Here is a 23966-nt window from a genome sequence, read left to right on the forward strand (position 1 = left end):
GCTAGCGCTTGCCCTTCGGCTTGCCCTTGCCGTTGTTGGACTTCGCCTTCTTGGCGACGTCCACGGTCATCGACACCTCGGTGACGGTCGTGTCGCCCGTGATGGTGAGCGTCTGCTCCCCCTTGAGGCGCTTGGGCACGGTGAACGTGACGGTGGCGGTGCCCTGCTCGTCGTAGAGGTCGGTCGGCAGCGAGCCGTCCACCTCGAACGAGCCGATCACGCACCTGCCGATCCTCACGGTGACCGTCCCGTCGACCGGCTCACCCGCTCCGGTGAACGCGAGGGACGACAGCTCGAGGGTGGCCTTGGACCCCGCGGTCAGCGCGTCGGTCCCGGTGATGCCCACCGAGTGCTGCGCGTAGTCGGGGCCGATCGAGCCGTTGTCCGCGAGGTAGTCGACCATCGCGTTGAGGTCGATGCGGCCCGAGTCGGCGCGGTCCGAGCCGTCCGCGAAGGTGGTGAAGTTGTCGCCACCGGCCGCGAGGAACGAGTTCACCACCACCCGGACCTCGTCGTCGGCGGCGATGGTCTCGCCGTCGAGCGTGATCTCGAGGATGCGATCACCTGCGGCCGCGGTCGGGTCGTAGGTGTACGCGAACCCGTCCGAGGTGCCCAGGCGCAGGAACGGTCGCGAGGAGCCCGCGGGCTGCCACTGCTCCTCGAGGACCGCGGCGATCTGCTCGCCCGTCAGCGTCATCGCGACCAGGGTGTTGGCGAAGGGCTGCACGCTCGCCGCCTGCTTGTACGTGACGGGGCTCGGGTAGTCGCCCGTGCCGGCCGCCGCACCGAGCATGTCGGCGCGCAGGCCACCCGGGTTCATGAAGGCGACCTCGACTCCGAGGCCCTCGGTCGCCCACTGCTGGACCTCCGCGACCGCGTTGCCGAGCGTGGACTCCGCGCCCCGCGAGGAGCCGGAGGAGCCGCCCTCGATGCGGGCCCGGTACAGCGGCCCATCGAGGTCGCCGAGCTCGACCGCGCCGAGCACATCCGCCTCCGCGGCCGCGAGCGCCGTGATCTCCGCGACGTCCGGGTCCTCCGGGTAGACCGGCGCGGAGGCGCCCGTCTCCCACAGGTCGACGAGGTCGCTGTCGATCGACACGATCTCGCCGGTCGCATCGTCCACCGTGAAGATCAGCTGGTTGAGGTACATGCCGTACTGGCCGGCCGAGACCACCGGGCGCTCGGTCACGGCGTTGCCGGACCAGGCGGCGACGGGCACGTCGTGGTCGTAGGCCATGTGGGTGTGGCCCGAGATGACCGCGTCGATGCTCGGGTCGAGGTCGGCGAGCATCTGCCCGAAGTTGTTCGAGGTGTCCACGGCGTCCGCGTAGGCGGTGGTCGGCGCGCCCTCATGGACCAGCAGCACGATGACGTCCGCGCCCTCGTCCTCGAGCGCCGCGGCGCTGCGGTTGGCCGCGACGGCCTCGTCCTCGAACTCGAGCATCGACACGCCGTCGGGCGAGACGAGCGACGGGGTCTCCTCGGTCACCGCGCCGATGAATCCCACCTCGACGTCGCCGAAGGTCTGGATCCAGGTCTCCGGAAGCGCCGGGTCGCCCGTGTCGACGAAGCGCACGTTCGCGCCCAGGTACTCCCACGACGCGCCGCCGTAGGGGTTCGTCACGGCGTCGTAGGGCGCCATGACCCGGTCGACCAGGTCCGCGTAGCCCTGGTCGAACTCGTGGTTGCCCACCGCGGACACGTCGAGGTCCATCGCGTTGAGCACGTCGATGGTGGGCTTGTCCTTCGCGATGAAGCTCTCGAACGTCGAGGCCCCGATGAGGTCGCCGGCGGCGGCGAACACGGTGTTCGGGTACAGGGACTCGAGGTCCGCGACGGCGGTCGCCATGGAGGCGGCGCCCGCGGACTCGCCGAAGGCGTCGGGGAGGATCCGCCCGTGGAAGTCGTTGATGCCCAGGATCTGGATCTCGGTCTGGCCCTCCTCGGCTGCGGTGGCGGGGACGGCGAGAGCGACGGCGAGGAGGCCGGCGACGCCGGCGGCCACCAGGGCCTTCGTCTTTGTGGGGACGTGTCGTGACATTCTGGTTCATATCCTTTCGTGTCATCCCATACAGGACCTTCCCGACACTAGAGCGTCCCGCCGCCGGGCGACATGGGCGAACCGGACTTTTCACCCGCCGCTCACGGCCACGACACACAGCGGACATCTCACGCGCACGTGCGCACTACCCTGGCCCTGTGAAGGTGGTCATCCAGATTCCGTGCCTCAACGAGGAGGCCACGCTGCCCCTCGTCATGGAGACGATCCCGACCTCGATCCCGGGGGTCGACGAGCTCGAGGTGCTGGTCATCGACGACGGCTCGACGGACCGCACCGCCGAGGTCGCGCGCTCGTACGGCGCGACGGTGATCCGCCACACCCGGACCATGGGCCTCGCGCGCTCGTTCCGCGACGGCGTCGACCACGCGCTCCGCGGCGGCGCGGACATCGTGGTCAACACGGACGGCGACAACCAGTACCCGCAGGAGCGCATCCCCGACCTGGTCGCGCCGATCCTCGCGGGCGAGGCGGAGATCGTCATCGGCGACCGCCAGACGCAGACCATCGCCCACTTCTCGCCGTTCAAGAAGACGATGCAGCGTTTCGGCTCGTGGGTGGTCAACCAGGCTGCCGGCACGCGCCTTCCCGACGCCGCCTCCGGGTTCCGTGCGTACTCGCGGTTCGCGCTGTACCGGCTCAACATCGTGACGCAGTTCAGCTACTGCATGGAGACCATCATCCAGGCGGGCAACAAGCGCCTCGCCATCACCTCGATCCCGGTCGAGACCAACCCCAAGACCCGCGAGTCGCGGCTGTTCAAGAACGTGTTCGAGCACATGCTCAAGTCGGGCCAGGCGATCCTGCGCTCGTACATCATGTTCAAGCCGTGGGGCATCTTCGCGTCGCTCGCGACCCTGTTCGGGATCGCCGGGCTGTTCCCCTACGTGCGCTTCGCGGTGCTGCGCGCGCTCGGCGACGACGGCAACCACATCCAGTCGCTCATGCTGGGTCTCGCCCTGCTGTCGGGCGCGCTCATCGCCGTCGCGCTCGGCGTGCTCTCGGACCTCCAGAAGACCAACCGCATCCTCGCCGAGGACCAGCTCGAGCGGCTCAAGGAGCAGCAGTACGGGCCGGCGCGCCGGCCCGCGGTCATGCGGGAGGAGCCTGCCCCCGCTGCGGCTCCCGAGGAGCCGCTGCGCGACCCCGCGCACCGATAGCGATCCCGACCCCCAGTCCGATCGCATCGGCCGCCGTCATGACGAAGCGGCTCACGAGCGCGAGGCTCAAGGCCTGCGCGGGCGTCGCGACCGGAGCGAGCACCAGCACCAGCGCGCCCTCCCTCGCGCCGGCCCCCGCGGGCGCGATCACCACCAGGAAGCCCACGAGCCATGCGAAGGCGAACGCCCCGGTGGCGATGACGAGCCCCGCGCCCGGAGCGAGCTCGCGCAGCAGCAGCCACGCGTGGACTCCGAGCACCACCCACATGAGGGCCGACCACGCCGCCGAGGCCAGCAGGGCGCGGCCTCCGATGCGGGCGGGCTCCTCGGTGCGGCGCGTCACGCGGAACGCGAGCGCCACCACGCGCGCCAGCACCGGTGGGATGAGCATCGTGGCGAGCGCCGCCGCGACCACGAGCACCCACCAGTAGGACGCGAGCGCGCCGGGGACGGCGACGAGCAGCCCGATGGCGCCCACCACGGCGGACGTCACCACGCCGACGACCATCGCGACGATCGACCCGGTCATGGCGCGCGGCCGGCTGACCCCGTGGTCGCGCGCGAACTCGGCCTGCGCGAGCACCGGCCACACGGATCCGGGCACGTACTTGCCCACCTGCGACAGCAGGAAGACGCGGAGCGCCTCGGGGACGGTCGCGGTGAGCCCGATCGAGCGCATCACGGCCCGCCAGGACATCGCGTTGACCCCGAGCGCGACCACGCACGCGACGAGCGCTCCCGCGATCGCCCCCCAGGTGAGGTCGCGCAGCGCCACCGAGACCTCGTCCCAGCCGGTGATCACGGCCCACGCGAGCAGCCCGACGGCGACCGCGAGGAAGCCCCAGCGCAGCGCCGCCTTCACGCGGACGTCCCGTGCCACGCGGCCGTCCTGGTCCACATGTCGGCGATGCCGTCGGCGAGGACGATGCGCGGCTCCCAGCCGAGCGCCTCGCGGGCGAGCGTCGCATCGAGCCAGGTCGAGTCGGGGTCCACGCCGCGGTGCGGCAGGTGCTCCACCCGGAGGGCGTCCCCCACCGTGTCCCGGAGCAGCTCCAGCAGCGTCGCGAGCGAGGTCGGGGCCCCGGAGCCGCAGTTGACCACCGCAGGCGGCGAGGCATGCGCGATCACACGCGCGACGAGCTCCGCGACGTCGTCCGCATGCACGTAGTCGCGCGCGACCGAGCCGTCGCCGTGCAGCGTGATGTCGCGGCCCTCGCGCACCTCGCGCATCCAGATCGCGAGCACGCCCTGGCCGTGGGCGCCCCGCTGACCCGGGCCGTAGGCGTTCGCGATGCGGATCGAGGTCGCGGCCAGGCCGGCCTCGGCGAGCACCGCCTCCTGGGCGAGCTTGTACAGGCCGTACGCGTTCGGCGGGTGAGGCGCATCGGCCTCCGCGTACGGAGGGAGCGCGGGACGGCCGTAGACCGCGCCGCCCGAGGACAGGAGCACGATGCGCGGCGGGACGGGCCGCGCGGCGGCGGCGCGCGCGAAGGCGCGGAACGCGTCGAGCTCGGCCTCGACGGTGGCGGGATCCTCGGCCGCGACGGTCGGCGTGATGCCCCCGGCCGCCCACACGATCACCGGGACGTCGGCCGCACGAGGCGCCAGGGCATCGTCCACGAGGACAGGGTCCTCCCTGGTGAAGCCCGTGACGGAGGCGCCGCGAGCCTCGAGGTGCGCGGTGATCGCGGAGCCCAGGAAGCCGCCGGAACCGACGACGGCTGCGTCATACACTGTGCTCACCCACCCGCCTCTCCACATCGGAGTTCATCCTATGGCGCTGCCGCGCGTGCTCGTCCTGACCTCCACGCTGCCCGCGCGGGAGGGGGACGGCACACCCGCGTTCGTCGCGGACCTGTCGCGCGAGCTCGGGCGCGACTTCGAGGTCAGGGTGCTCGCGCCGGCCGTCCCGGGCGCCCCGGAGTGCGAGTGGCTGAGCGACACCGTCGAGGTGGTCCGCTACCGCTACTTCCCGGCGCGATGGGAGGACCTCGCCGACGGCGCGATCCTCGAGAACGTGCGCGCGCGGCGCTCGCGCCTCGCGCAGGTGCCGTTCCTGCTGGGCGGGCTCGCGACGGCCCTGCGCCGCGAGATCCGCGAGTTCCGGCCCGACGCGATCCACGCGCACTGGATCATCCCGCAGGGGATGGTCGCGCGCCGGGTCGCGAGGAAGGTGCCGACGGTGGTGACCACGCTCGGCGGCGACCTCTACGCGCTCAACGCCGGCCCGGCACGGGCGCAGAAGTCGCTTGTGGTGCGCGACGCCGCGGCCGTCACGGTCATGAACGAGGACATGCGTGCGCGCGTCATCGCGCTGGGCGCGGACCCCGCCACCACGCACGTGATCCCCATGGGGGCACGGTTCGGCTCGATCGCGCACGACGACCGTCAGGTCACCAAGCCCGCGACGCGCAAGCATCCCGTGCACGTGCTCGCGGTGGGCCGCCTGGTGGAGAAGAAGGGCTTCGACGTCCTGCTCGAGGCGATGCGGCGTACGCATGCGCGGCTCGACGTCACCGTCGTCGGCGACGGCCCCGAGCGGGGGCGGCTCGAGGAGCAGGCCGCGGGGCTGCCCGTGACGTTCCTGGGCCAGCTGGGCCGCGCCGACCTCGATGCGGCGCTGTCGCGCGCGGGCATCGCCGTCTTCCCCTCGCGCCGTGCCGCGTCCGGGGACCAGGACGGCCTGCCCGTGGCGATGCTCGAGGCGATGGGCGCGGGCTGCGCGATCGTCGCGTCGGACCTGCCGGGGCTCAACGAGGCGATCGAGCCCGGCCGCTCCGGCGTGCTGGTCCCCGAGGGCGACGCGGACGCGCTCGCCCGCAGCCTCGAGGTGCTCGCGGAGGATCAGGAGCTGCGTGCCGGCCTGGGTGCGGCGGCGCGTGCACGGTCCCTGGAGTACTCGGTCGAGGCCGTGGGCGAGCGGTATCGCGAGCTGTTCCGGACCGTCATCGGCTGACCCGCCCCACCCCCTCCGCAAGTGGTAGGTAGTTGCCGGTTCCGGGCAGTCCTCGCCTCACAGTGGTGCGTGGTTGTCGCCGCCGCGCGGGCTTGCGAGCGCGGCGACACTGGGCCACCACTGTGATGCGGAGATCTCCGAGACCCGACACTCACCTACCCATTCCGCGGGGGGCGGGCGGCGGCGCGGTCCGTGGCCGAGGCGCTACCGACCCAGCCGCTGGTACCTCAGCTCCGTCTCGAGCTTCTGAGGCCGCCACCAGGGCTCGTGCTCGCGGTACCACTCGACGGTCGCCGCGAGCCCCGTCCGGAAGTCCCCGTACTGCGGCTCCCAGCCGAGCTCCTCGCGCAGGCGCGTCGCGTCGATCGCGTAGCGGAGGTCGTGCCCCGGGCGGTCGGGCACGTGCTCGAAGTCGTCGGGAGCGTGCCCCATGAGCTCCAGCACCGCGGCGATCACGTCCTTGTTCGACGCCTCGCCGTCCGCGCCGATGAGGTACGTCTCCCCGATCGCGCCCTTCTCGAGGATGGTCCACACGGCACGGTTGTGGTCGTCGACGTGGATCCAGTCGCGAACGTTCAGCCCGGCTCCGTAGAGCTTGGGCCTCACGCCGTCGATGAGGTTGGTGATCTGGCGCGGGATGAACTTCTCCACGTGCTGGAACGGCCCGTAGTTGTTCGAGCAGTTCGAGATGGTCGCCTGCAGACCGAAGGACCGCACCCACGCGCGCACCATGAGGTCCGAGCCCGCCTTGGTCGACGAGTAGGGCGACGAGGGGTTGTACGGGGTCTCGGGCGTGAACCGCTCCGGCGTGCCCAGGGGCAGGTCCCCGTAGACCTCGTCGGTGCTCACGTGGTGGAACCGCACGCCGTGGCGTCGCGCGGCCTCGAGCAGCTGGAACGTGCCCACCAGGTTGGTGTGGACGAAGGGCCACGGCTCGTCGAGCGAGTTGTCGTTGTGGGACTCGGCCGCGAAGTGCACCACCGCATCGGCCTCGCGCACCAGCGCGTCGACCAGCTCGGGATCGGCGATGTCCCCCTTGACCAGGGTGACCCGCGCATCGTCCGGAAGGGACGATGCGTTCCCCGCGTACGTGAGCAGGTCCAGCACCGTGACGCTCACGTCGGGCCGCGTCGCAAGGGTGAGACGCACGAAGTTCGCGCCGATGAAGCCCGCGCCTCCCGTGACCAGCAGCCTCATCGCACGGTCCCCAGGGCAGCTCGCTCGCGCTCGAGCAGGGACAGCAGGTACTGGCCGTAGCCCGACTTCACCAGCGCCTCCGCCCGCGAGCGCAGCTCGTCGTCGGAGAGCAGGCCGCGACGCCACGCGATCTCCTCGGGCGCGCCGATCTTGAGCCCTTGGCGGCGCTCGACCGCCTGGACGAACTGGCTCGCCTCGAGCAGCGAGTCGAACGTGCCGGTGTCGAGCCAGGCGGTGCCGCGCGGCAGCACCTCGACGTGGAGCCGGCCGCGCTCGAGGTAGCGCTGGTTGATCGACGTGATCTCGTACTCCCCCCGCGGGGAGGGCTCGATCGACCGCGCGATCTCGACCACCTCGTTGTCGTAGAAGTAGAGCCCGGGAACCGCATACTCGGAGCGCGGGTGCTCGGGCTTCTCCTCGAGCGACAGCGCGCGGCCCTCGGCATCGAACTCGACCACGCCGTAGGCGCGCGGATCCGCCACGTGGTACGCGAACACGGCGCCGCCGTCGACCTCGGCGAACCTCTGGAGGTGCAGGCCCAGGCCGGGCCCGTAGAAGACGTTGTCGCCCAGCACGAGCGCGACCTTCTGGTCCCCGATGAAGTCCGCGCCGATCGTGAAGGCCTGCGCGAGGCCCTGCGGCTCCGCCTGCACCGCGTACTCGAGCCGGATCCCGAAGCGCGAGCCGTCGCCCAGGAGGCGCTGGAACTGCGGGAGATCGTGCGGCGTGCTGATGACCAGCACCTCGTCGATCCCGGCGAGCAGCAGCGTCGACAGCGGGTAGTAGACGAGCGGCTTGTCGTACACGGGAAGCAGCTGCTTCGAGACGCCCTGGGTGATGGGGTGCAGGCGCGTCCCTGAGCCGCCCGCGAGGATGATGCCGCGCATGGGCGCCAGTCTGCCGTGAGGGGACGATGCGGCGCCAGCGGCGCCTCGCCGACCCCCGCATCGTGCGCCGCGAATGTTAAAAGTGTGCGACGACCGGGACGACCAGGACCGCAAGCGCATACATTGGCCAATGTGAACGCATTCCCTCCGCCCATGGCCGCGCCCGACCAGTCCGTCGAGGCATTCACCTGGCACTTCCTCCACGAGATCAACTACGGCCAGGGCGTGGATCTGGACCGCGCATCGGCGAACGACAAGTACTTGGCGCTCGCCCGCACGGTGCGTCACTACCTGTCGACGCGCTGGCTCGAGGCGCTGCGGAACCAGTACCGCGACCAGGCCAAGACGGTCGCGTACCTGTCCGCCGAGTTCCTCCTGGGCCCGCAGCTCGAGAACGCGCTGCTCGCGACGGACCTCGAGGACATCGCGGCGGAGTCGCTGCGCCTGCTCGGTGTCGACATCGACGAGCTGCGCGGGGTGGAGATCGAGCCGGGCCTGGGCAACGGCGGCCTGGGCCGCCTCGCGGCCTGCTTCATCGACTCGCTCGCGACCCTCAACGTGCCGTCGGTCGGGTACGGCATCCGTTACGAGTACGGCATCTTCCGTCAGACCTTCGTGGACGGCAAGCAGGTCGAGCGCCCCGACCACTGGCTGCGCCTGGGCTCGCCGTGGGAGATCCCGCACCCCGAGAACGCGGTCGACGTCGCCTTCGGCGGCCGCACCGAGGAGGTCGAGGGCGGCTCGCCCGACGCGCGCGTGTGGATCCCCGACTGGCACGTGACCGCGGTGCCGTACAACTACATGGTCCCCGGCTACCGCAACGGCCGCGTCAACACGCTGCGCCTGTGGAGCGCGAAGGCGCAGCACGAGTTCGACCTGCAGATCTTCAACGCCGGCGACTACGCGGAGGCGGTCCGCGCCCGCACGTTCGCGGAGAACATCTCGAAGGTGCTGTACCCCGAGGACTCGACGCCCCAGGGCAAGGAGCTGCGCCTCCAGCAGCAGTACTTCTTCGTCGCGGCCTCGCTGCGCGACTTCCTCGAGACCGTCCTGCCGGACGACTACGACCTGCACCGCCTGCCGGACCGCATCACGTGGCAGCTCAACGACACGCACCCGGTCATCGCGGTGCCCGAGCTCATGCGCATCCTGGTCGACGAGCGCGGCTGGGCGTGGGACGAGGCCTGGGCCGTGACGCAGAAGGTGTTCGCGTACACGTGCCACACCCTGCTGCCGGAGGCGCTCGAGGTGTGGTCGGTGGACCTGCTGGGACGCCTCCTGCCGCGCCACCTCGAGATCATCTACCGCATCAACGAGGAGTTCCTCGAGGAGCTGCGCGCCGCGTACCCCGGCGACGAGCTCCGCGTGCGCCGCATGTCGATCATCGCCGAGCAGCCCGAGCGCTCCGTGCGGATGGCGCACCTCGCGACCGTGGCCGGCTTCAAGGTCAACGGCGTCGCGGCGCTACACTCGGAGCTGCTGCGCGACAAGGTGCTCAACGACTTCGCGGAGCTGTGGCCGGAGAAGTTCACCAACGTCACCAACGGCGTGACCCCCCGGCGCTTCGTGCGGCTCGCGAACCCGGGCCTGTCGGGCCTCATCACCGAGGCGATCGGCGACGGCTGGATCACGGACCTCGAGCAGCTGCGCGGGCTCGAGCCGCTCGCCGAGGACGCCGAGTTCCGACGCCGCTTCCGCGAGATCAAGGGCGCCAACAAGCAGCGACTGGCCGCGGTGCTCGCGGAGCGCGACGGCATCGAGATCGCGGGCGACGCGATGCTCGACGCGATGGTCAAGCGCCTCCACGAGTACAAGCGCCAGTCGCTCAAGCTGCTGCACATCGTGTCCCTGTACGAGGGGATCACGTCGGGGCGCCTCCCGCTCGAGTCGGTGACGCCGCGGACCTTCATGTTCGGCGCGAAGGCCGCGCCGGGCTACGTGCGGGCCAAGGAGACCATCGAGCTCATCAACGCGGTGGGCGCCACGATCAACTCCGACGCCTCGCTCGAGGGACGCCTCAAGGTCGCCTTCCCGGCGAACTACAACGTGGGCCTCGCGGAGACGCTCATCCCTGCCGCGGACCTGTCCGAGCAGATCTCGCTCGCGGGCAAGGAGGCGTCGGGCACCGGCAACATGAAGTTCGCGCTCAACGGCGCGCTCACCATCGGCACCGACGACGGCGCCAATGTCGAGATCCGCGAGCTCGTGGGCGACGACAACTTCTTCCTGTTCGGGATGACGGAGCCCGAGGCGGCGGACCTGCAGGCGTCGGGCTACGACCCGGGCAGGTACTACGAGTCCGACCCCCAGCTCAAGGCGGCGCTCGACCTGATCGCCTCGGGTGCGTTCACGGGCGGCGAGCGGGGCGGCGCGGTCGCGTCGATCTTCTCGAGCCTCACGGAGCGCGACCGCTTCATGGCCCTCGCGGACTTCCGGTCGTACATGGACGCCCAGGACCGCGTCGAGGCGGCCTATGCGGATCACGAGGCGTGGAGCCGCTCCGCGGTCCTCAACGTCGCGCGCTCGGGCTTCTTCAGCTCCGACCGCTCGATCCAGGACTACCTGGACCGCATCTGGGGCGCCAAGCCGGTCCACCAGGCCGGCTGAGCCGACGCATCGTCGCCGCGAGCGCTACCTGAGCGCGAGCGCCTGCCGCGCCGCGGCGACGATGCCGTCCGCACCCGCCTCGACCTGCGCGAGCGTGGTCCGGAAGTCCTCGACGCCCCCGTACCAGGGGTCGTCGATGTCGAGGTCCTGCTCACGGCCCTCGACGAGCGCGGGGGCCGCGGGGTCGAACTCGCGGTAGAGCCGCACCACGGGACGGTCCGTGAGCACGCGCAGCCGGCGCGCGTGGCCCTCGGTCATCGCGAGCGCGAGGTCGACGCCGCCCAGGTCGGCGGCGGTCACCTTGCGGGCGGCGCGGCGCGGGACGGTGTAGCCGGCCTCGCGCAGCACGGCGGCGGCACGACGATCGATGGGACGCCCGCGTTCCTCATCGCTCACGCCGGTCGAGGTCACCTCGACGGCGTCCCCCAGCCCCGCCTCCGCAAGCCGCGCCTTGAGCACCACCTCGGCCATGGGCGAGCGGCAGATGTTGCCCGTGCAGACGGTCATGATGCGGAAGGGGGAGGTCATGACGTCATCATCGCAGGGCAGGCGCGCGCCCCTCACGCACGAGCACGCGCAACAAGGCGACCCTGTCGGCTCGGCGCTCGCGCCTGCCGTGCACGAACGGACGGGGCGCTCCGCGCACGATGGACACGTGCGAGCCGGGCACGATGGACGCTTGCGTTCCGGGCCCCCGCGCTCTCTTCGCGCGTACCAGGCGCGAGCACCGCGACACGACCCCTACTCCGCATGCCTCCTCGCGCCGGACAGGCGCGCGCCTCGTATGCACGAAGCAATGAGAACCTCGGGCACGCCGCTCGCCTCGGGCATGCCGCACGCCTCGGGATCTCCGAGCGGCCCGGGATCTCCGAGCGGCACAGGTCAGCGCGGCGCGCGCCCTCGCAGCCGGTCCAGCTCGCGGCGCTCCTTCTTGGTGGGGCGCCCCGCTCCCCGATCACGCTGCCCGAACGGCGACGCCAGCTCCTTGGGCGGCGGCGGCGGGCTGTGGTCGAGGTAGGCGGCCTGGGCCACCGGCGCGCCCACGCGCTTCGCGAGGAGCTGGCGCACCTCCACGATGCGCACACGTTCGCCGCCGCGCACCTCGACGATGCTGCCCACGCCCACCTTCTGGGCGGGCTTGGCGCGTTCCCCGTCGATGCGGACGTGGCCCGCGCGGCACGCCGCGGTCGCCTGCGAGCGCGTCTTGTACAGGCGCACCGCCCACACCCACGCATCCACTCGTACCGATTCGGCCACCCGTCGAGGCTACCCGCCTGAACGCGCCCTCCCGGTGGGGCCGTAAGGAGCGAAGCGCGCCCCACCCCGCGCATCGTGCCTGGACGCGCCTACGCTGGGGCCATGGACTCCGTCTTCGAGGTCATCGGCTGGATCGGCTCGATCCTGGTGGTGTGGTCGCTCACGCAGTCGCGGGTGCTGCGCTTCCGTTGGATGAACCTCGCGGGTTCCATCCTGGCGACCGGGTACAACGCGGTGTTCGAGATCTGGCCGTTCGTCGCGATGAACGGCGCGATCGCCGTCATCAACACGTACTGGATCATCCGCCTCCAGCGCGAGCGCCACGATCCCGGCGTCTACCAGGTGCTCCCCCTCGCACCCGACGACCCCTTCCTCCAGCATGTGCTGCGCGTGCACGCGGCGGACATCGCCAAGCATCGTCCCGACTTCGTCGCGAAGACCCTCGCGACCGCCGGCCGCCGCTCGACGTTCCTGGTGACGCGCGGGGACGAGGCCGTCGGCGTGGTCGCGCTCCACGACGAGGGCGCCGGCGTGGGCCTGGTCGAGCTCGACTGGGTCAAGCCGCGCTTCCGCGACTTCACTCCCGGCGAGTTCGTCTACCGCGACTCGGGGGCGCTCACGGCCGCGGGCTTCCGACGGGTCGAGATCGAGACGCATCCCGAGCTGGACCGCGAGTACCTCCGCAACGTCGGGTTCAGCACGCAGGGGACCCGCTGGGTGCGAGAGCTCTGACCCCGCACCGCCCTGCAGGGTCGGGCCGCCTCCGCTAGTCCCCGAGCGACCCGTTCCAGTCGGTCTTGTGGTCGACGCGGTACGCGCCGTCGCGCCACTTGAGCTCGACCACCACGAACCCCGACGCCGCCGCCGGCGCCCGCCACATGTACGTCCGCGACGCGGCCTTGCCACGGACCTTGGCGCTGTCGGTCCATGTCTCGGAGCCGCCCGTGACGTCGTGCATCGCGGCGAGCGTCATGCCCTTGGTGATGAGGCGGTACTCCGCCCGCGTGAGGTCGTCCGCGCTCGCGCGGGGGCCCATGCGCCACAGGGCGAACTTGGCGACCACCCTCCACGCGCCGCGCGTGTGCGCGAAGACCACGTCGACGGCAGGCTCGGACCGCGTGGTGCCCGCGACCCGCCAGGTCCGCGACTGCTTCTCCACCCCCGCCTTGACGTCGACGATGTCGACGAACTCGTCGGTACGCCGCCCGGGCCCGTCGAAGAGCGCCTGCACCGAGGAGAGGGTGTCGTCGATCTGCACCGCCTCGTACTCGGCGCGGTCCACCGTGGGGTCCGAGTTCGCCGATGCCGGCCCCGCCACACCCGCGGCGAGGACTGCCGCCAGCGCTGCCGCCGCGACGTGCCCGCGCATGCTCGGCCGCACCCGCCGGCTCCCGCTCGCCATCCTTGTGCCCGCCATGATCCCGCCCCCGATCCGGGGCCTCCCGCATGCGCGCCCTGCCCCGCCATCCGAACGTAGCAAGCACGGCTCGCACGCGCGCGGCGTCCGGACCCGCACCCGCGCGTGACACACTTCTGAGGTGAACCGCACCGTCCATTTCGCGTCCGACAACTACGCCGCCGTCCACCCCGAGGTCATGGCCGCGATGGCCGCCGCCAACGAGGGTCACGACGTCGCGTACGGCGCCGACCTCGCCACCGCGGCCTTCGACGCCGCCATCGCCTCCACCTTCGGCGATCACGCGCTCGGCTTCCCCGTCTTCAACGGCACCGGCGCCAACATCGTGTCCCTCATGGCGCTCAGCCCGCGTTGGGGCGGCGTGGTCGCCTCCGAGCACGCGCACATCCACAACGATGAGAACGGCGCTCCCGAGCGCGTCGGCGGGCTCAAGATCCTGCCGCTGCCGTCCGCGGACGGCCGCCTCACGCCCGACCAGCTGGCCCGGTACGCGGGCGACCTGGGCGACACGCATCGTGCCCAGCCGGTGGTCCTGTCAGTGACGCAGTCGACCGAGCTCGGCACGGTGTACTCGCTCGAGCAGATGGCCGAGCTCACCTACGCCGCCCACGAGCTCGGCATGCGCGTCCACATGGACGGCGCGCGGCTCGCCAACGCCGCGGCGGCGCTGGGCGTCGACCTCGCGACCGCCGTCTCGGGCGCCGACGTGCTGTCCTTCGGCGGCACCAAGAACGGCGCGATGCTCGGCGAGGCGGTGGTGGTCCTGGCCGAGGACCTGCGCGGCTCGCTCGAGCACGACCTCCCGTACCTGCGGAAGTCCACGATGCAGCTGGGCTCCAAGATGCGGTACGTCTCGGCCCAGCTGACGGCGCTGCTCACCTCCACCGACGTCTCCGGCGAGCCGCTGTGGCACCGCAACGCCGCGCACGCCAACGCCATGGCGGCGCGGCTGCGCGCGGCCCTGGCGCCGCTGGCGGACGCGGGCGCCCTGCGCTTCACGCAGGACACCCAGTCGAACGCGGTCTTCGTCGAGCTGCCGCGCGCAGCGGCAGATGCCGTGCGCGCCGCGTTCCGCTTCTACGACTGGCAGCCCGGCACCGCACCCGACTCGGTGGAGGCGCGCTGGATGTGCGCGTGGGACACCACCCCCGAGGACGTCGACGGCTTCGCCGCTGCCGTGCAGCAGGCGGTCGAGGCCGCTCCGGCCGGGGCACGCTGATGGCAGCGGCCTGCCCGTGCGGCTCGGGCGCCTCGTTCGCCGGATGCTGCCGCCCCTACCTGCGCGGCGAGGCCGACGCCCCCACCGCCGAGGCGCTCATGCGCTCGCGCTACACGGCGTTCGTCCGCCGCGACGCCGCCTACCTCGCGAGCACGTGGCATGCGAGCACACGACCCCTCGACGTGGCGGAGGGGCTCGACGAGGCCGAGTGGCGCGGGCTCGAGATCCTGGGCACCACGGACGGCCTCGAGGGGGACGATGCGGGCACCGTCACCTTCGTGGCGCATCACGCCACCGGCGCGATCTCGATGGGCCAGCACCGCGAGACCAGCAGATTCGTGCGCGTGGACGGTCGCTGGCAGTACGTCGACGGAGATCTCAGTTAACTCTCGGTGAACATCATCTGTCCTGGTAGTGAACAACTTTCCACGGACACAAGGTGACGAAATGGGCGCATCGACCGCCTCACGCGACGATGTGCCCACGCAGCACCCTTGAGAACCCCCCACAATGGTGCGTGTGACCGAGCCACTCCTCCTCGCAGTCGTCGTCGCGACGGCACTCGCGTTCGACTTCACGAACGGCTTCCACGACACCGGGAACGCCATGGCGACCTCCATCGCGACCCGCGCCCTCAAGCCCAAGCAGGCGGTGCTGCTCTCCGCGTCGCTCAACCTGGTGGGCGCGTTCCTGTCGCTCACGGTCGCCGCGACCATCGCGAAGGGGATCGTCGACTCGAACGTGGTGACGCTCGGCGTCGTGCTCGCCGGCCTCACGGGCGGCATCCTGTGGAACCTGCTGACCTGGCTGCTCGGCCTGCCATCGAGCTCGTCCCATGCGCTCATCGGCGGTGTGGTCGGCGCGGTGCTCGCCGCCGCCGGCACCAGCGGCGTGCTGTGGGACGGCCTGATCTCCAAGGTCCTGCTCCCCGCGCTCATCGCGCCCGTGGTCGCGATCCTGGTCGCCTCCGTGGGCACGCGGCTGGTGACGCGCTTCACCAAGGACGTGAAGCAGGACGACAACGACCGCCTGTTCCGCTGGGGCCAGATCGGCTCCGCCTCGCTCGTCTCGCTCGCGCACGGCACCAACGACGCGCAGAAGTCGATGGGCATCATCCTGCTGGCGCTCATCGCCGCCGGTGCCGTCCCGGAGGACTCGGGCGTCCCGTTCTGGGTGATCCTGTCCTGTGCCCTCGCGATGGCGCTCGGCACCTACCTGGGAGGCTGGCGCGTCATCCGCACGCTCGGCAAGGGCCTGGTCGAGCTCGAGTCCCGCCAGGGCATGGCGGCCGAGACGTCGTCCGCCGCCGTGATCCTGCTCTCGAGCCACTTCGGCTACTCGCTCTCCACCACGCACGTCGCCACCGGCTCGATCCTCGGCTCGGGCGTGGGCATGAAGGGCGCATCCGTGCGCTGGTCCGTCGCGGGCCGCATGTTCCTCGCCTGGCTCATCACGGTGCCGGCCGCGGGCATCGTGGGCGCCCTCGCCTACGGCCTCGGCGCGCTCGTGGGCGGCGGCGTCGGCTCCTTCGTGGTGTTCGCCGCGCTCATCGCCGCGTCGGCCGCCATCTGGTACGCCTCGCGCAAGGACGCCGTGGGCCACCACAACGTCAACGACGACTGGAAGCCCAAGCAGGACAACGAGTCGATCCTCGCGGAGTCGGTGGTCGACCACGACATGAAGCTGATGCGCGTGTCCAAGAAGGGCAAGCGCCGCAAGCTGGGAGGCAAGCGATGAGCACCTACGTCGAGTGGGATGCGCTGGGCAACATCCTCCTGTGGGGCCTGATCGTGGGCGCCGGGCTGCCCGCGCTCTTCGCGATCGGCGTCCGCATCGCCGAGGGCCCCGGCGCGCGTGACGAGGACGGTCGCATCTCCACTGGCCGCAAGGTCCTGAGCGGCCTCTGCTTCGGCATCGCGGCGCTCACCGTGCTGGGCGCCGTCGCGTACATCGCCGCCGGCGGGCACTGAGCCTTCTCGCGTGAGCCCAGCCCTCGCCGTGCGCGCGGCGGCGCTCGCCGACGTGCCCGCGCTGGTCGCCCTCGCGGCGGAGACCTTCCCGCTCGCATGCCCGCCCGGCACGCCGCCGGAGACCATTGCGACGCATATCCGGGACAACCTGGGCGCGCATGCCTTCGAGGCGTGGGTGGCGGACGATGCCGCGACCGTGGCGGTCGCGGACGGGGACGATGCGCCGGCGGGGTACGCGGTGGTCCTCGCGGGACCGTGCGGCGACCGCGACGCGGCGCGGGTGCTGGCAGGGATCGGCGTGAGCGTCGATCGCGTCCTCGAGCTGTCGAAGATCTACGTGCGTGCCTCGTCCCAGGGATCCGGCGTCGCCGGCGCGCTCCTCGACGCCGCGCTGTCCGTCGCATCGTCCACGCACGGCGACCTTCCGGTCTGGCTGGGCACCAATGCCGCGAACTCGCGAGCCCAGGCCTTCTACGCACGCCACGGCTTCACCGTGGTCGGATCGCGCACCTACCGCGTGGGTGGACAGGACCACTCCGACGTGGTCATGCTGCGCGGGGCCTGAACCCGCATCGTCCTCACCGATGGGGAGCGGCGGCCGATGAGAGCGGCATGCGACGCTTCGCCACGCTCATGCTCCTCGCCGTCCTGACGGTGGGCGCCGTGGTGGGCCCTGCGCGCGACGGCGGCCACGTCACTGCCGAGGCCTCCGCCTCCGGCGTCGCGCAGGGGGCGCCGCTCGCGGACGCGTGGGGTGCGGGCGCCGGACGATGAGCGCCCGGCGCACGACAGGCCGCTGAGCCGGGTGCGTTCCTCCTGACAGACCTCGGGATAGAGTCGCCAAGGCGGCCCCTCGGCCGCAGCCAAGGGGGCGCATCGATGGATCTTCACGCGTGACGCGGGCACGGCACTCGGTCCGACCTGTGCGACGGCGCCTGCTGCGCGGGCTCTGGGGCGCCGTCGCGGGCGTGACGGGGTTCGTGCTCACCTACGTGGGCACCAACGCCGTGCTGGTGCAGCGGGCCTTCGACACGCACGACATCTCCTCGCTGCTGGGCCACGATCCCGTGAGCACGGTGGTCGCCGACGACGCCCCGACGGAGGAGGCGGAGCCCACGGACTTCGCGAGCGGCGAGGCGCTCAACATCCTGCTCATCGGCTCCGACGAGCGCACGGATCCCGACTCGGGCGACGGCGACGTCGAGGGCATGCGCGGGGACACCACCCTGGTGCTGCACATCAGCAAGGACCGTGAGCGCATCGACGTGGTCTCGATCCCGCGCGACCTCCGGACCGCGATCCCCTCCTGCCGCTTCTACGACGGCTCGACGTCGTACGCGAGGACCGACAAGTTCAACGCCGCGCTGATGATCGGGGGCCGCAACGGCGACCTCGGCGAGGCCGCGGCATGCGTGATGACCACCGTCGCCGAGACCACCGGGGTGGAGTTCGGCGGGCACTTCATGATGGTCGACTTCGAGGGCTTCACGGGCATGGTCGACGCGATCGACGGCGTTCCCATGTGCATCACGGAGTACATGTACTCCAAGGACGCCCATCTCGAGCTCCAGGCCGGCGCGCAGGTGCTCCACGGCAAGGACGCGCTCGCCTTCGCGCGCGCACGCAAGGGCATCGGGCTGGGCGGCACGGGCACCGATCTGGCGCGCATCGAGCGGCAGCAGGAGCTGCTCACCAACACTGCGCGCAAGGTGCTGGGGCTCAACTACCTCACCAACGCGCCCGCGCTCACGCAGTTCATCCGGGCCGGCGCCGAGTCGCTGTCGATGGACACCGAGCTGGGGTCGCTGAAGAACCTCATCGGGCTCGCGTACAGCCTGCGCGGCTTCGACACCAAGAACCTGCACTTCTACACGGTGCCGTGGCATTACCCGGGCGACGGCACCAGCGACGTGGTGGTGACCGAGCCTGCAGCGACCGAGACGTGGCAGGCGATCATCGCGGACCAGCCGATCACCACGGCCGAGGAGAACGTCACGCAGTCGCCCGAGCCGTCCGCGGCGCCGTCGCCCACCGGCTCGGCGACGCCGGACGCCTCCGCCGACCCCACGCCCACCGCCACCGCGGGCCCGCGGCGCGAGACCCAGAAGGAGATCCTGGACGCCTGCAATCTCCCGGCGGGGTAGCTCCCCGACACGATCCGCACCTGTTGCCCGCGCCGCGTGCTCGGGCACGACACGATCGACACCCGTTGCCGGCGCGGTCGTGCACCACCGAGGAACTGGTGCGGACCGTGTCGCCCTGGCGGATCGCGCGGCCTGAACACGTGCGCTTCGTGTGGGCTCGCGCGCGGTGGCTAGTGTGATGGAGGCCGATCCACGGCCCTGAGCGCGGAGGAGAGGCATGTCGTTGCGGAGAGCCCTCGTCCTCGTGGCCGCGGCGCTCCTCACCGGCTGCACGCAGAGCGCCCCCGCCGAGCCGGACGCCACCGCCGCGGGCGCATCGTCCATCCCGGACTCGAGGATCAGCGTCCAGCTCTTCACCTTCTTCTACGCGATCGGGTTCGGGGAGGACCAGGCGGCGCGGGACCGGCAGGAGCAGGTGCTCGCGTCGCTCGCCGAGGCCGGCTACCGGTACGTCGAGCCTGTGGACTACACGGGCTTCCAGGGTCTCGACGCGACCGAGTACCGCGCGCTGCTGGACGCCTACGGGCTCCAGGTGAGCTCGCTCCACACCTCGGTGACCATGGGCACCTCGGATCAGCAATGGGAGGCGAAGCTCGACACCGCCACGACGCTCGGCACGGCGTACGTCGGTGCCGGCGAGAACCCGCGCACGTTCACCTCGAGCGCCGACTGGGTGGCCTTCGCGGAGAAGATCGACCACCTGGGCGAGATGGCCGCGGACAGGGGGATGCGCTACCTGGTCCATCTGCACGACTACGAGTTCACGTCCGTGTACGGCGGCGAGAGCGCCTTCGACATCCTCGTGGAGCACACCTCGCCCGAGAACGTGACCTTCGAGCTCGACCTCTATTGGGCCACCGCCGCGGGGGAGGATGCGCGCGCGCTCGTGTCCGAGCATCGTGACCGGATCGCGCTGCTGCATGTGAAGGACATGGCCGAGGACGGCGGGATCACCACGGTGGGCGAGGGCGTCATCGACTTCCCGTCGATCTTCGAGGCGGCCGGCCCGGGCATCGACTTCTACGTGATCGAGCGCGACCCCGAGGACGCCCCCTCCTTCGACCCGCTCGGGCCGTCCGTCGCGGGGCTCGCGTACCTGCGGTCCGTCCGCTGGTGACCAAGCTCCGGGCAACAAGAAAGGCCCCCGGGATCACCCGGGGGCCTTCTTCTGTGGTGCGCGAGGGGGGAGTTGAACCCCCACGCCCTTTCGGGCACACGGACCTGAACCGTGCGCGTCTGCCTATTCCGCCACTCGCGCGCGCCGGGTAACTCTAGCACGAATCGGGCATGCCCCCTGACCACGCACGCCGCGGCCAACGCAGGCGGAAGTCATCCCGTAGCGCGCGAACCCTGCTCGGCGCCGGGCGCCTCCGCGCGCGTCGCCTCGGCCACCGCCATCGCGGTCTCCGCGGCGGCGACGTCCGCGGCGAGCCGCGCCGCGATCCGCTGCGACTCGAGCCCCAGATCCGCGACCTTGTCAGCGGTGGAGGGTCCGGCGGCGGGCGCGATCGACTCGATCGCCGCGTCGATGCGCGACGAGGCGACGGACATCCGCAGAGCCGCCCAGATCACCAGCACCACGCCGCCCAGCACCACCGGGACGGCCGCGCCGCCCGCGCCGGCCGTGAGGGCCGCGAGTCCCACCACCAGCAGCGGTCCGGCCGCCACCAGGAGGACGATGCGCGCCACAAGCCCGCGTCGGGAAGCCGAGGGGGTCTGCGTGGTGCTCATGCCTCCCCGATCGGCCGCGGCGTACTCGAGTTGAGACGCCGCGGCCATCACATCGTTCTTCTGACCAGGGACGATGCTGGGGACGTCAGCGGCGGAAGCCCGCCACCGTGCCGTGCAGGGACGTCGCAAGCTCCGTGAGCTCGGCCACCGAGGCGTCCGCCGCGGCGGTCATCTCGGCCCCGCGCGTGGCGACGTCCGCGACGGCCGCGATCGACGTCGCGATCGAGGAGGACCCGAGGGCCGCCTCGGCCACGCCGCGGCTCATCTCCGCCGTGGTCGCGGTCTGCTCCTCCACCGCCGACGCGATGGTCAGCTGGAAGTCGTTGATCTGCTTGACGATCTCGGAGATCTCGCCGATCGCCTCCACGGCGCCGCCGGTGTCCTCCTGGATCGCCGACACGCGGCGTGCGACCTCCTCGGTCGCCTTCGCCGTCTCCTGCGCCAGATCCTTGACCTCGCCCGCGACCACGGCGAAGCCCTTGCCGGCCTCACCGGCACGAGCGGCCTCGATGGTCGCGTTCAGCGCCAGCAGGTTCGTCTGCTCAGCGATCTGGGAGATCACCTTGATGACCTCACCGATCTCCTGGCTCGAGACGCCCAGACGGGCGACCTTCTCGTTGGTGGACTCCGCCACCGTCGTGGCCTGAGCCGCCACACGAGCGGCCTCGTTCGCGTTGTGCGAGATCTCCTTGATGGACGCACCCATCTGCTCCGCACCGGCAGCAACGGCCTGGACGGAGGCGTTGACCTCGCCTGCCGATGCGGCGGCGCTCGATGCGCGCTCGGACGAGTCGCGCGAGCCCGCGCCTACCTGCGCGTTGGTCTCCGACAGGGCGCGGGCCGAGTCGGCGACCGTCTTCGCGGTCTCCTCGATGTAGACGACGAGCGCCCGCAGCGATGCCGCGGTGCGGTCCATCGCCTCGGACATGTCGCCGAGCTCATCGTTCGAGGTGATGCCCGCGGTCGCATCGAACTCTCCGCGCGCGGCGGCCTCGATGGTCGCCTTGATCCGCTGCGCGGCGCGCGTGAGACGCGTCGCGAGCACCAGCCCGATGGTCGCGGTGCCCACCACCGCGGCGACCAGCACCGCGATGATGATGCCGCGCGCACCGCTGATGCTCGCCGTGGGGTCATCGGCGACGCGCTGCACCTGGACCAAGGCGACGCCGCAGACGGCGACGACGATGATCACGCCCACGCCGAAGGCGCCGACGATCTGCGCCATCAGGGGCACACGGGGACCACGGCGCGCATCGCGACCGGAGGTGGGGTTCATCTCTCTCCAAGCACTGGGGACTATGCCATCAGGGACGATGCGGCGGTCGCCGCATCGTCCCTGGTGGCGGGGGAATTTCAGTAGGTGAAGGTCTCGACCTTGGCGCGCAGGTCCGCGGACAGCTCGGCGAGCTCCGCGACCGACGCACCGATCTGGTCGAGCACAGCCGCGGCATCCGAGGACGCCTGCGCCACCGTCGAGATCGAGCCCGCGATATCCGACGAGCCCGTGGCGGCCTCCGCGACGCCGCGGCTCATCTCCGCCGTGGTCGCGGTCTGCTCCTCGACCGCCGACGCGATGGTCAGCTGGAAGTCGTTGATCTGCTTGACGATCTCGGAGATCTCGCCGATCGCCTCCACGGCGCCGCCGGTGTCCTCCTGGATCGCAGAGACCCGACGGGCAACCTCCTCGGTCGCCTTCGCGGTCTCCTGCGCCAGATCCTTCACCTCGCCCGCGACCACTGCGAAGCCCTTGCCGGCCTCACCGGCACGAGCGGCTTCGATGGTCGCGTTCAGCGCCAGCAGGTTCGTCTGCTCGGCGATGCTCGAGATCACCTTGATGACGTCACCGATCTCCTGTGAGGACGCACCCAGACGCGCGACCTTCTCATTGGTCGCCTCCGCCACGCCGGTGGCCTGAGCCGCCACACGAGCGGCCTCATTCGCGTTGTGCGAGATCTCCTTGATCGACGCACCCATCTGCTCCGCACCGGCAGCAACGGCCTGAACGCTGCGGTTGACCTCATCGGCAGCGTTCGCCACCACGCCCGCACGAGCGGACGTCTCCTGCGAGCCGGCCGACACCTGAGCGTTCGCCGCCGACAGCTCCTCCGCGGCAGCAGCCACCGTCACGGCGGAGGTCACCACACCCGACATCGTCTCCCGGAGGGACACCTGCGCCGCGTTCACCGCCGCCGCCATCCGGCCGATCTCATCGTTGCTGGTCACCCGGGCCTCGACCGTGAGATCGCCGCCCGCCATCGCTTCCACCGCGGTCTTCACCGAGGTGACCGAGCGCATGATGCGCACGAGCATGCGCACCGCGAAGGTGGCGCCCAGCAGGATCGCGAAGGCCGCGAACAGCGCGACCGTCAGCTTGACGGAGTCGACACGGTCCGTGGTGCTCGCGAGCAGCTCGACCTCGCGAGCCTCCAGCTGCTCGTTGAGCCCGTCGACCGCACGCTGCACCAGCGCATTGAAGGTATCGAGGTCCACGGCCGCGCCGCCGCTCATCTTCCCGGTCTTGAAGCCCTCCCACGCGGCGAGCGCCTCGGCGTCCTCCTCGACGGGCATCCCGAACGCCGCCTCGTAGCCGGCGACGAAGCTCGCGTAGGACTCGTCGAACGCCGCCGCGCTCTCGGCGATCGCGCCGGCAGATGCCGCTTGCTGCTCGGGGGTCATCAGCGCCATCGCGGCGGCCTGGACCCGGACCTGCCACAGCGCGTCGGTGACAGCCGAGAACGCCTCGTGCTGCGAGTCGATGGTCTCGATGGTCTCGGCCTCGTGGTCGCCCATGGCGCTCACCTGGGTGAACGCGATGATCGCGAGCGTGAGCGTCGCGAGCAGCTGTCCGCCGAACAGCATCGCGAAGCGCCGGGCGAGCGTCGCGCCCTTGGGGCGGCGCGCGGGGGCGGGGGTCGGGGCGTGCATGTCACTCCTTGGTGTTGCTTGGCGCGGACCCGTCCGGGGTCTCGCATGATCGAGGCGCAACGGCGGGCCCGTGCGAGACAGCTCTCGCGCGGGCCCGCCGTTGGGCTCGGTTGGTCCTAGTAGGTGAAGGTCTCGACCTTGGCGCGCAGGTCCGCGGAGAGCTCGGCGAGCTCCGCGACCGACGCACCGATCTGGTCGAGCACGGCCGCGGCATCCGAGGACGCCTGCGCCACCGTCGAGATCGAGCCCGCGATATCCGACGAGCCCGTGGCGGCCTCCGCGACGCCGCGGGACATCTCCGCCGTGGTCGCGGTCTGCTCCTCGACCGCCGACGCGATGGTCAGCTGGAAGTCGTTGATCTGCTTGACGATCTCGGAGATCTCGCCGATCGCCTCCACGGCGCCGCCGGTGTCCTCCTGGATCGCAGAGACCCGACG

Annotated in this window: 23 protein-coding genes, 1 tRNA gene and 1 pseudogene; 12 read left to right on the forward strand and 13 right to left on the reverse strand. The window is 71.4% G+C overall.

Annotation, left to right across the window (positions count from 1 at the left end; translation table 11 throughout):
• Position 1 precedes the first annotated feature (1 nt).
• Positions 2–2005 (reverse strand): bifunctional metallophosphatase/5'-nucleotidase, encoded by a 2004-nt coding sequence (locus AOM00_RS08730; protein WP_062517439.1) that lies wholly within the window; start codon positions 2003–2005, stop codon positions 2–4.
• Between the two features lie 194 nt (positions 2006–2199).
• Between AOM00_RS08730 and AOM00_RS08735 the strand changes: the two genes are divergently transcribed.
• The gene (locus AOM00_RS08735; RefSeq protein ID WP_082096826.1) at positions 2200–3219 is read left to right on the forward strand and encodes a glycosyltransferase family 2 protein; all 1020 of its coding nucleotides are present in this window, start codon (positions 2200–2202) and stop codon (positions 3217–3219) included.
• On the opposite strand, the gene AOM00_RS08740 is transcribed toward AOM00_RS08735, so the two are convergent.
• Together AOM00_RS08740 and AOM00_RS08745 are read right to left on the reverse strand one after the other, a co-directional pair.
• Positions 3152–4099, reverse strand: a complete 948-nt coding sequence (locus tag AOM00_RS08740) for a lysylphosphatidylglycerol synthase transmembrane domain-containing protein (RefSeq protein WP_062517440.1) — start codon at positions 4097–4099, stop codon at positions 3152–3154. The two genes, AOM00_RS08735 and AOM00_RS08740, sit on opposite strands and share 68 nt — an antisense overlap.
• Positions 4078–4962: an NAD-dependent epimerase/dehydratase family protein gene (locus AOM00_RS08745; protein ID WP_169746834.1), complete on the reverse strand. Its 885-nt coding sequence runs from the start codon at positions 4960–4962 to the stop codon at positions 4078–4080. The genes AOM00_RS08740 and AOM00_RS08745 overlap by 22 nt, the downstream gene beginning before the upstream one ends.
• Before the next feature lie 31 nt (positions 4963–4993).
• Here AOM00_RS08745 and AOM00_RS08750 point away from each other — a divergent pair, with 31 nt between their 5' ends.
• Positions 4994–6175 carry a glycosyltransferase gene (locus tag AOM00_RS08750; protein WP_062517442.1) on the forward strand — a complete coding sequence of 394 codons (1182 nt, stop codon included), beginning with the start codon at positions 4994–4996 and terminating at the stop codon, positions 6173–6175.
• A 204-nt stretch (positions 6176–6379) separates the two neighbouring features.
• On the opposite strand, the gene rfbB is transcribed toward AOM00_RS08750, so the two are convergent.
• On the reverse strand, positions 6380–7372 hold the full coding sequence (gene rfbB / locus AOM00_RS08755; RefSeq protein WP_062517443.1) for a dTDP-glucose 4,6-dehydratase: 993 nt from the start codon (positions 7370–7372) through the stop codon (positions 6380–6382).
• A complete protein-coding gene (gene rfbA / locus AOM00_RS08760; protein ID WP_062517444.1) occupies positions 7369–8259 on the reverse strand; it encodes a glucose-1-phosphate thymidylyltransferase RfbA in 891 nt (296 codons plus the stop codon). Before rfbA ends, rfbB begins: the two co-directional genes overlap by 4 nt.
• A gap of 153 nt (positions 8260–8412) precedes the next feature.
• On the opposite strand from rfbA, the gene AOM00_RS08765 reads away from it, so the two are divergent.
• Positions 8413–10866 (forward strand): glycogen/starch/alpha-glucan phosphorylase, encoded by a 2454-nt coding sequence (locus AOM00_RS08765; RefSeq protein WP_062517445.1) that lies wholly within the window; start codon positions 8413–8415, stop codon positions 10864–10866.
• A 24-nt stretch (positions 10867–10890) separates the two neighbouring features.
• Here AOM00_RS08765 and AOM00_RS08770 read toward each other — a convergent pair whose 3' ends face one another.
• Together AOM00_RS08770 and AOM00_RS08775 are read right to left on the reverse strand one after the other, a co-directional pair.
• Entirely contained in the window at positions 10891–11394 is a 504-nt protein-coding gene (locus AOM00_RS08770) for a low molecular weight protein-tyrosine-phosphatase (RefSeq protein WP_062517446.1), read from the reverse strand.
• A 354-nt stretch (positions 11395–11748) separates the two neighbouring features.
• Positions 11749–12123: an RNA-binding S4 domain-containing protein gene (locus tag AOM00_RS08775; RefSeq protein ID WP_082096830.1), complete on the reverse strand. Its 375-nt coding sequence runs from the start codon at positions 12121–12123 to the stop codon at positions 11749–11751.
• Positions 12124–12225: 102 nt separating this feature from the next.
• Here AOM00_RS08775 and AOM00_RS08780 point away from each other — a divergent pair, with 102 nt between their 5' ends.
• The gene (locus tag AOM00_RS08780; protein ID WP_062517448.1) at positions 12226–12855 is read left to right on the forward strand and encodes a YgjV family protein; all 630 of its coding nucleotides are present in this window, start codon (positions 12226–12228) and stop codon (positions 12853–12855) included.
• 34 nt (positions 12856–12889) lie between these two features.
• On the opposite strand, the gene AOM00_RS08785 is transcribed toward AOM00_RS08780, so the two are convergent.
• The gene (locus AOM00_RS08785) at positions 12890–13492 is read right to left on the reverse strand and encodes a hypothetical protein (RefSeq protein ID WP_062517449.1); all 603 of its coding nucleotides are present in this window, start codon (positions 13490–13492) and stop codon (positions 12890–12892) included.
• Positions 13493–13661: 169 nt separating this feature from the next.
• Here AOM00_RS08785 and AOM00_RS08790 point away from each other — a divergent pair, with 169 nt between their 5' ends.
• The 8 genes from AOM00_RS08790 (at position 13662) to AOM00_RS08820 (ending at position 19990) form a co-directional block, all read left to right on the forward strand.
• Positions 13662–14759, forward strand: coding sequence for a threonine aldolase family protein (locus AOM00_RS08790; RefSeq protein ID WP_062517450.1), 1098 nt, complete (start codon positions 13662–13664; stop codon positions 14757–14759).
• Complete coding sequence (locus AOM00_RS08795; RefSeq protein WP_062517451.1) at positions 14759–15145, forward strand: YchJ family protein; 387 nt, start codon at positions 14759–14761, stop codon at positions 15143–15145. The genes AOM00_RS08790 and AOM00_RS08795 overlap by 1 nt, the downstream gene beginning before the upstream one ends.
• A 124-nt stretch (positions 15146–15269) precedes the next feature.
• The gene (locus AOM00_RS08800) at positions 15270–16496 is read left to right on the forward strand and encodes an inorganic phosphate transporter (RefSeq protein ID WP_082096832.1); all 1227 of its coding nucleotides are present in this window, start codon (positions 15270–15272) and stop codon (positions 16494–16496) included.
• The gene (locus AOM00_RS08805) at positions 16493–16729 is read left to right on the forward strand and encodes a hypothetical protein (RefSeq protein WP_062517452.1); all 237 of its coding nucleotides are present in this window, start codon (positions 16493–16495) and stop codon (positions 16727–16729) included. Before AOM00_RS08800 ends, AOM00_RS08805 begins: the two co-directional genes overlap by 4 nt.
• Before the next feature lie 10 nt (positions 16730–16739).
• Positions 16740–17294 carry a GNAT family N-acetyltransferase gene (locus AOM00_RS08810; RefSeq protein ID WP_082096834.1) on the forward strand — a complete coding sequence of 185 codons (555 nt, stop codon included), beginning with the start codon at positions 16740–16742 and terminating at the stop codon, positions 17292–17294.
• Between the two features lie 47 nt (positions 17295–17341).
• Positions 17342–17503 (forward strand): hypothetical protein, encoded by a 162-nt coding sequence (locus AOM00_RS15450; protein WP_156159105.1) that lies wholly within the window; start codon positions 17342–17344, stop codon positions 17501–17503.
• A gap of 119 nt (positions 17504–17622) precedes the next feature.
• On the forward strand, positions 17623–18873 hold the full coding sequence (locus tag AOM00_RS08815; RefSeq protein WP_062517454.1) for an LCP family glycopolymer transferase: 1251 nt from the start codon (positions 17623–17625) through the stop codon (positions 18871–18873).
• 217 nt (positions 18874–19090) lie between these two features.
• Positions 19091–19990 carry a sugar phosphate isomerase/epimerase family protein gene (locus AOM00_RS08820; protein WP_082096836.1) on the forward strand — a complete coding sequence of 300 codons (900 nt, stop codon included), beginning with the start codon at positions 19091–19093 and terminating at the stop codon, positions 19988–19990.
• Positions 19991–20044: 54 nt separating this feature from the next.
• On the opposite strand, the gene AOM00_RS08825 is transcribed toward AOM00_RS08820, so the two are convergent.
• The 5 genes and pseudogenes from AOM00_RS08825 to AOM00_RS15620 all read right to left on the reverse strand — a co-directional run.
• A tRNA-Leu gene (locus tag AOM00_RS08825) sits at positions 20045–20131 on the reverse strand.
• A gap of 71 nt (positions 20132–20202) precedes the next feature.
• Entirely contained in the window at positions 20203–20604 is a 402-nt protein-coding gene (locus AOM00_RS08830; RefSeq protein ID WP_156159106.1) for a hypothetical protein, read from the reverse strand.
• A gap of 85 nt (positions 20605–20689) precedes the next feature.
• The gene (locus AOM00_RS08835; RefSeq protein WP_156159107.1) at positions 20690–21880 is read right to left on the reverse strand and encodes a methyl-accepting chemotaxis protein; all 1191 of its coding nucleotides are present in this window, start codon (positions 21878–21880) and stop codon (positions 20690–20692) included.
• A gap of 77 nt (positions 21881–21957) precedes the next feature.
• A complete protein-coding gene (locus AOM00_RS08840) occupies positions 21958–23529 on the reverse strand; it encodes a methyl-accepting chemotaxis protein (RefSeq protein ID WP_062517457.1) in 1572 nt (523 codons plus the stop codon).
• 116 nt (positions 23530–23645) lie between these two features.
• Positions 23646–23966: pseudogene (locus tag AOM00_RS15620) on the reverse strand (methyl-accepting chemotaxis protein); the annotation flags it as partial.

The sequence above is a fragment of the Demequina gelatinilytica genome, assembly GCF_000971115.1.
Lineage (GTDB): Bacteria > Actinomycetota > Actinomycetes > Actinomycetales > Demequinaceae > Demequina > Demequina gelatinilytica.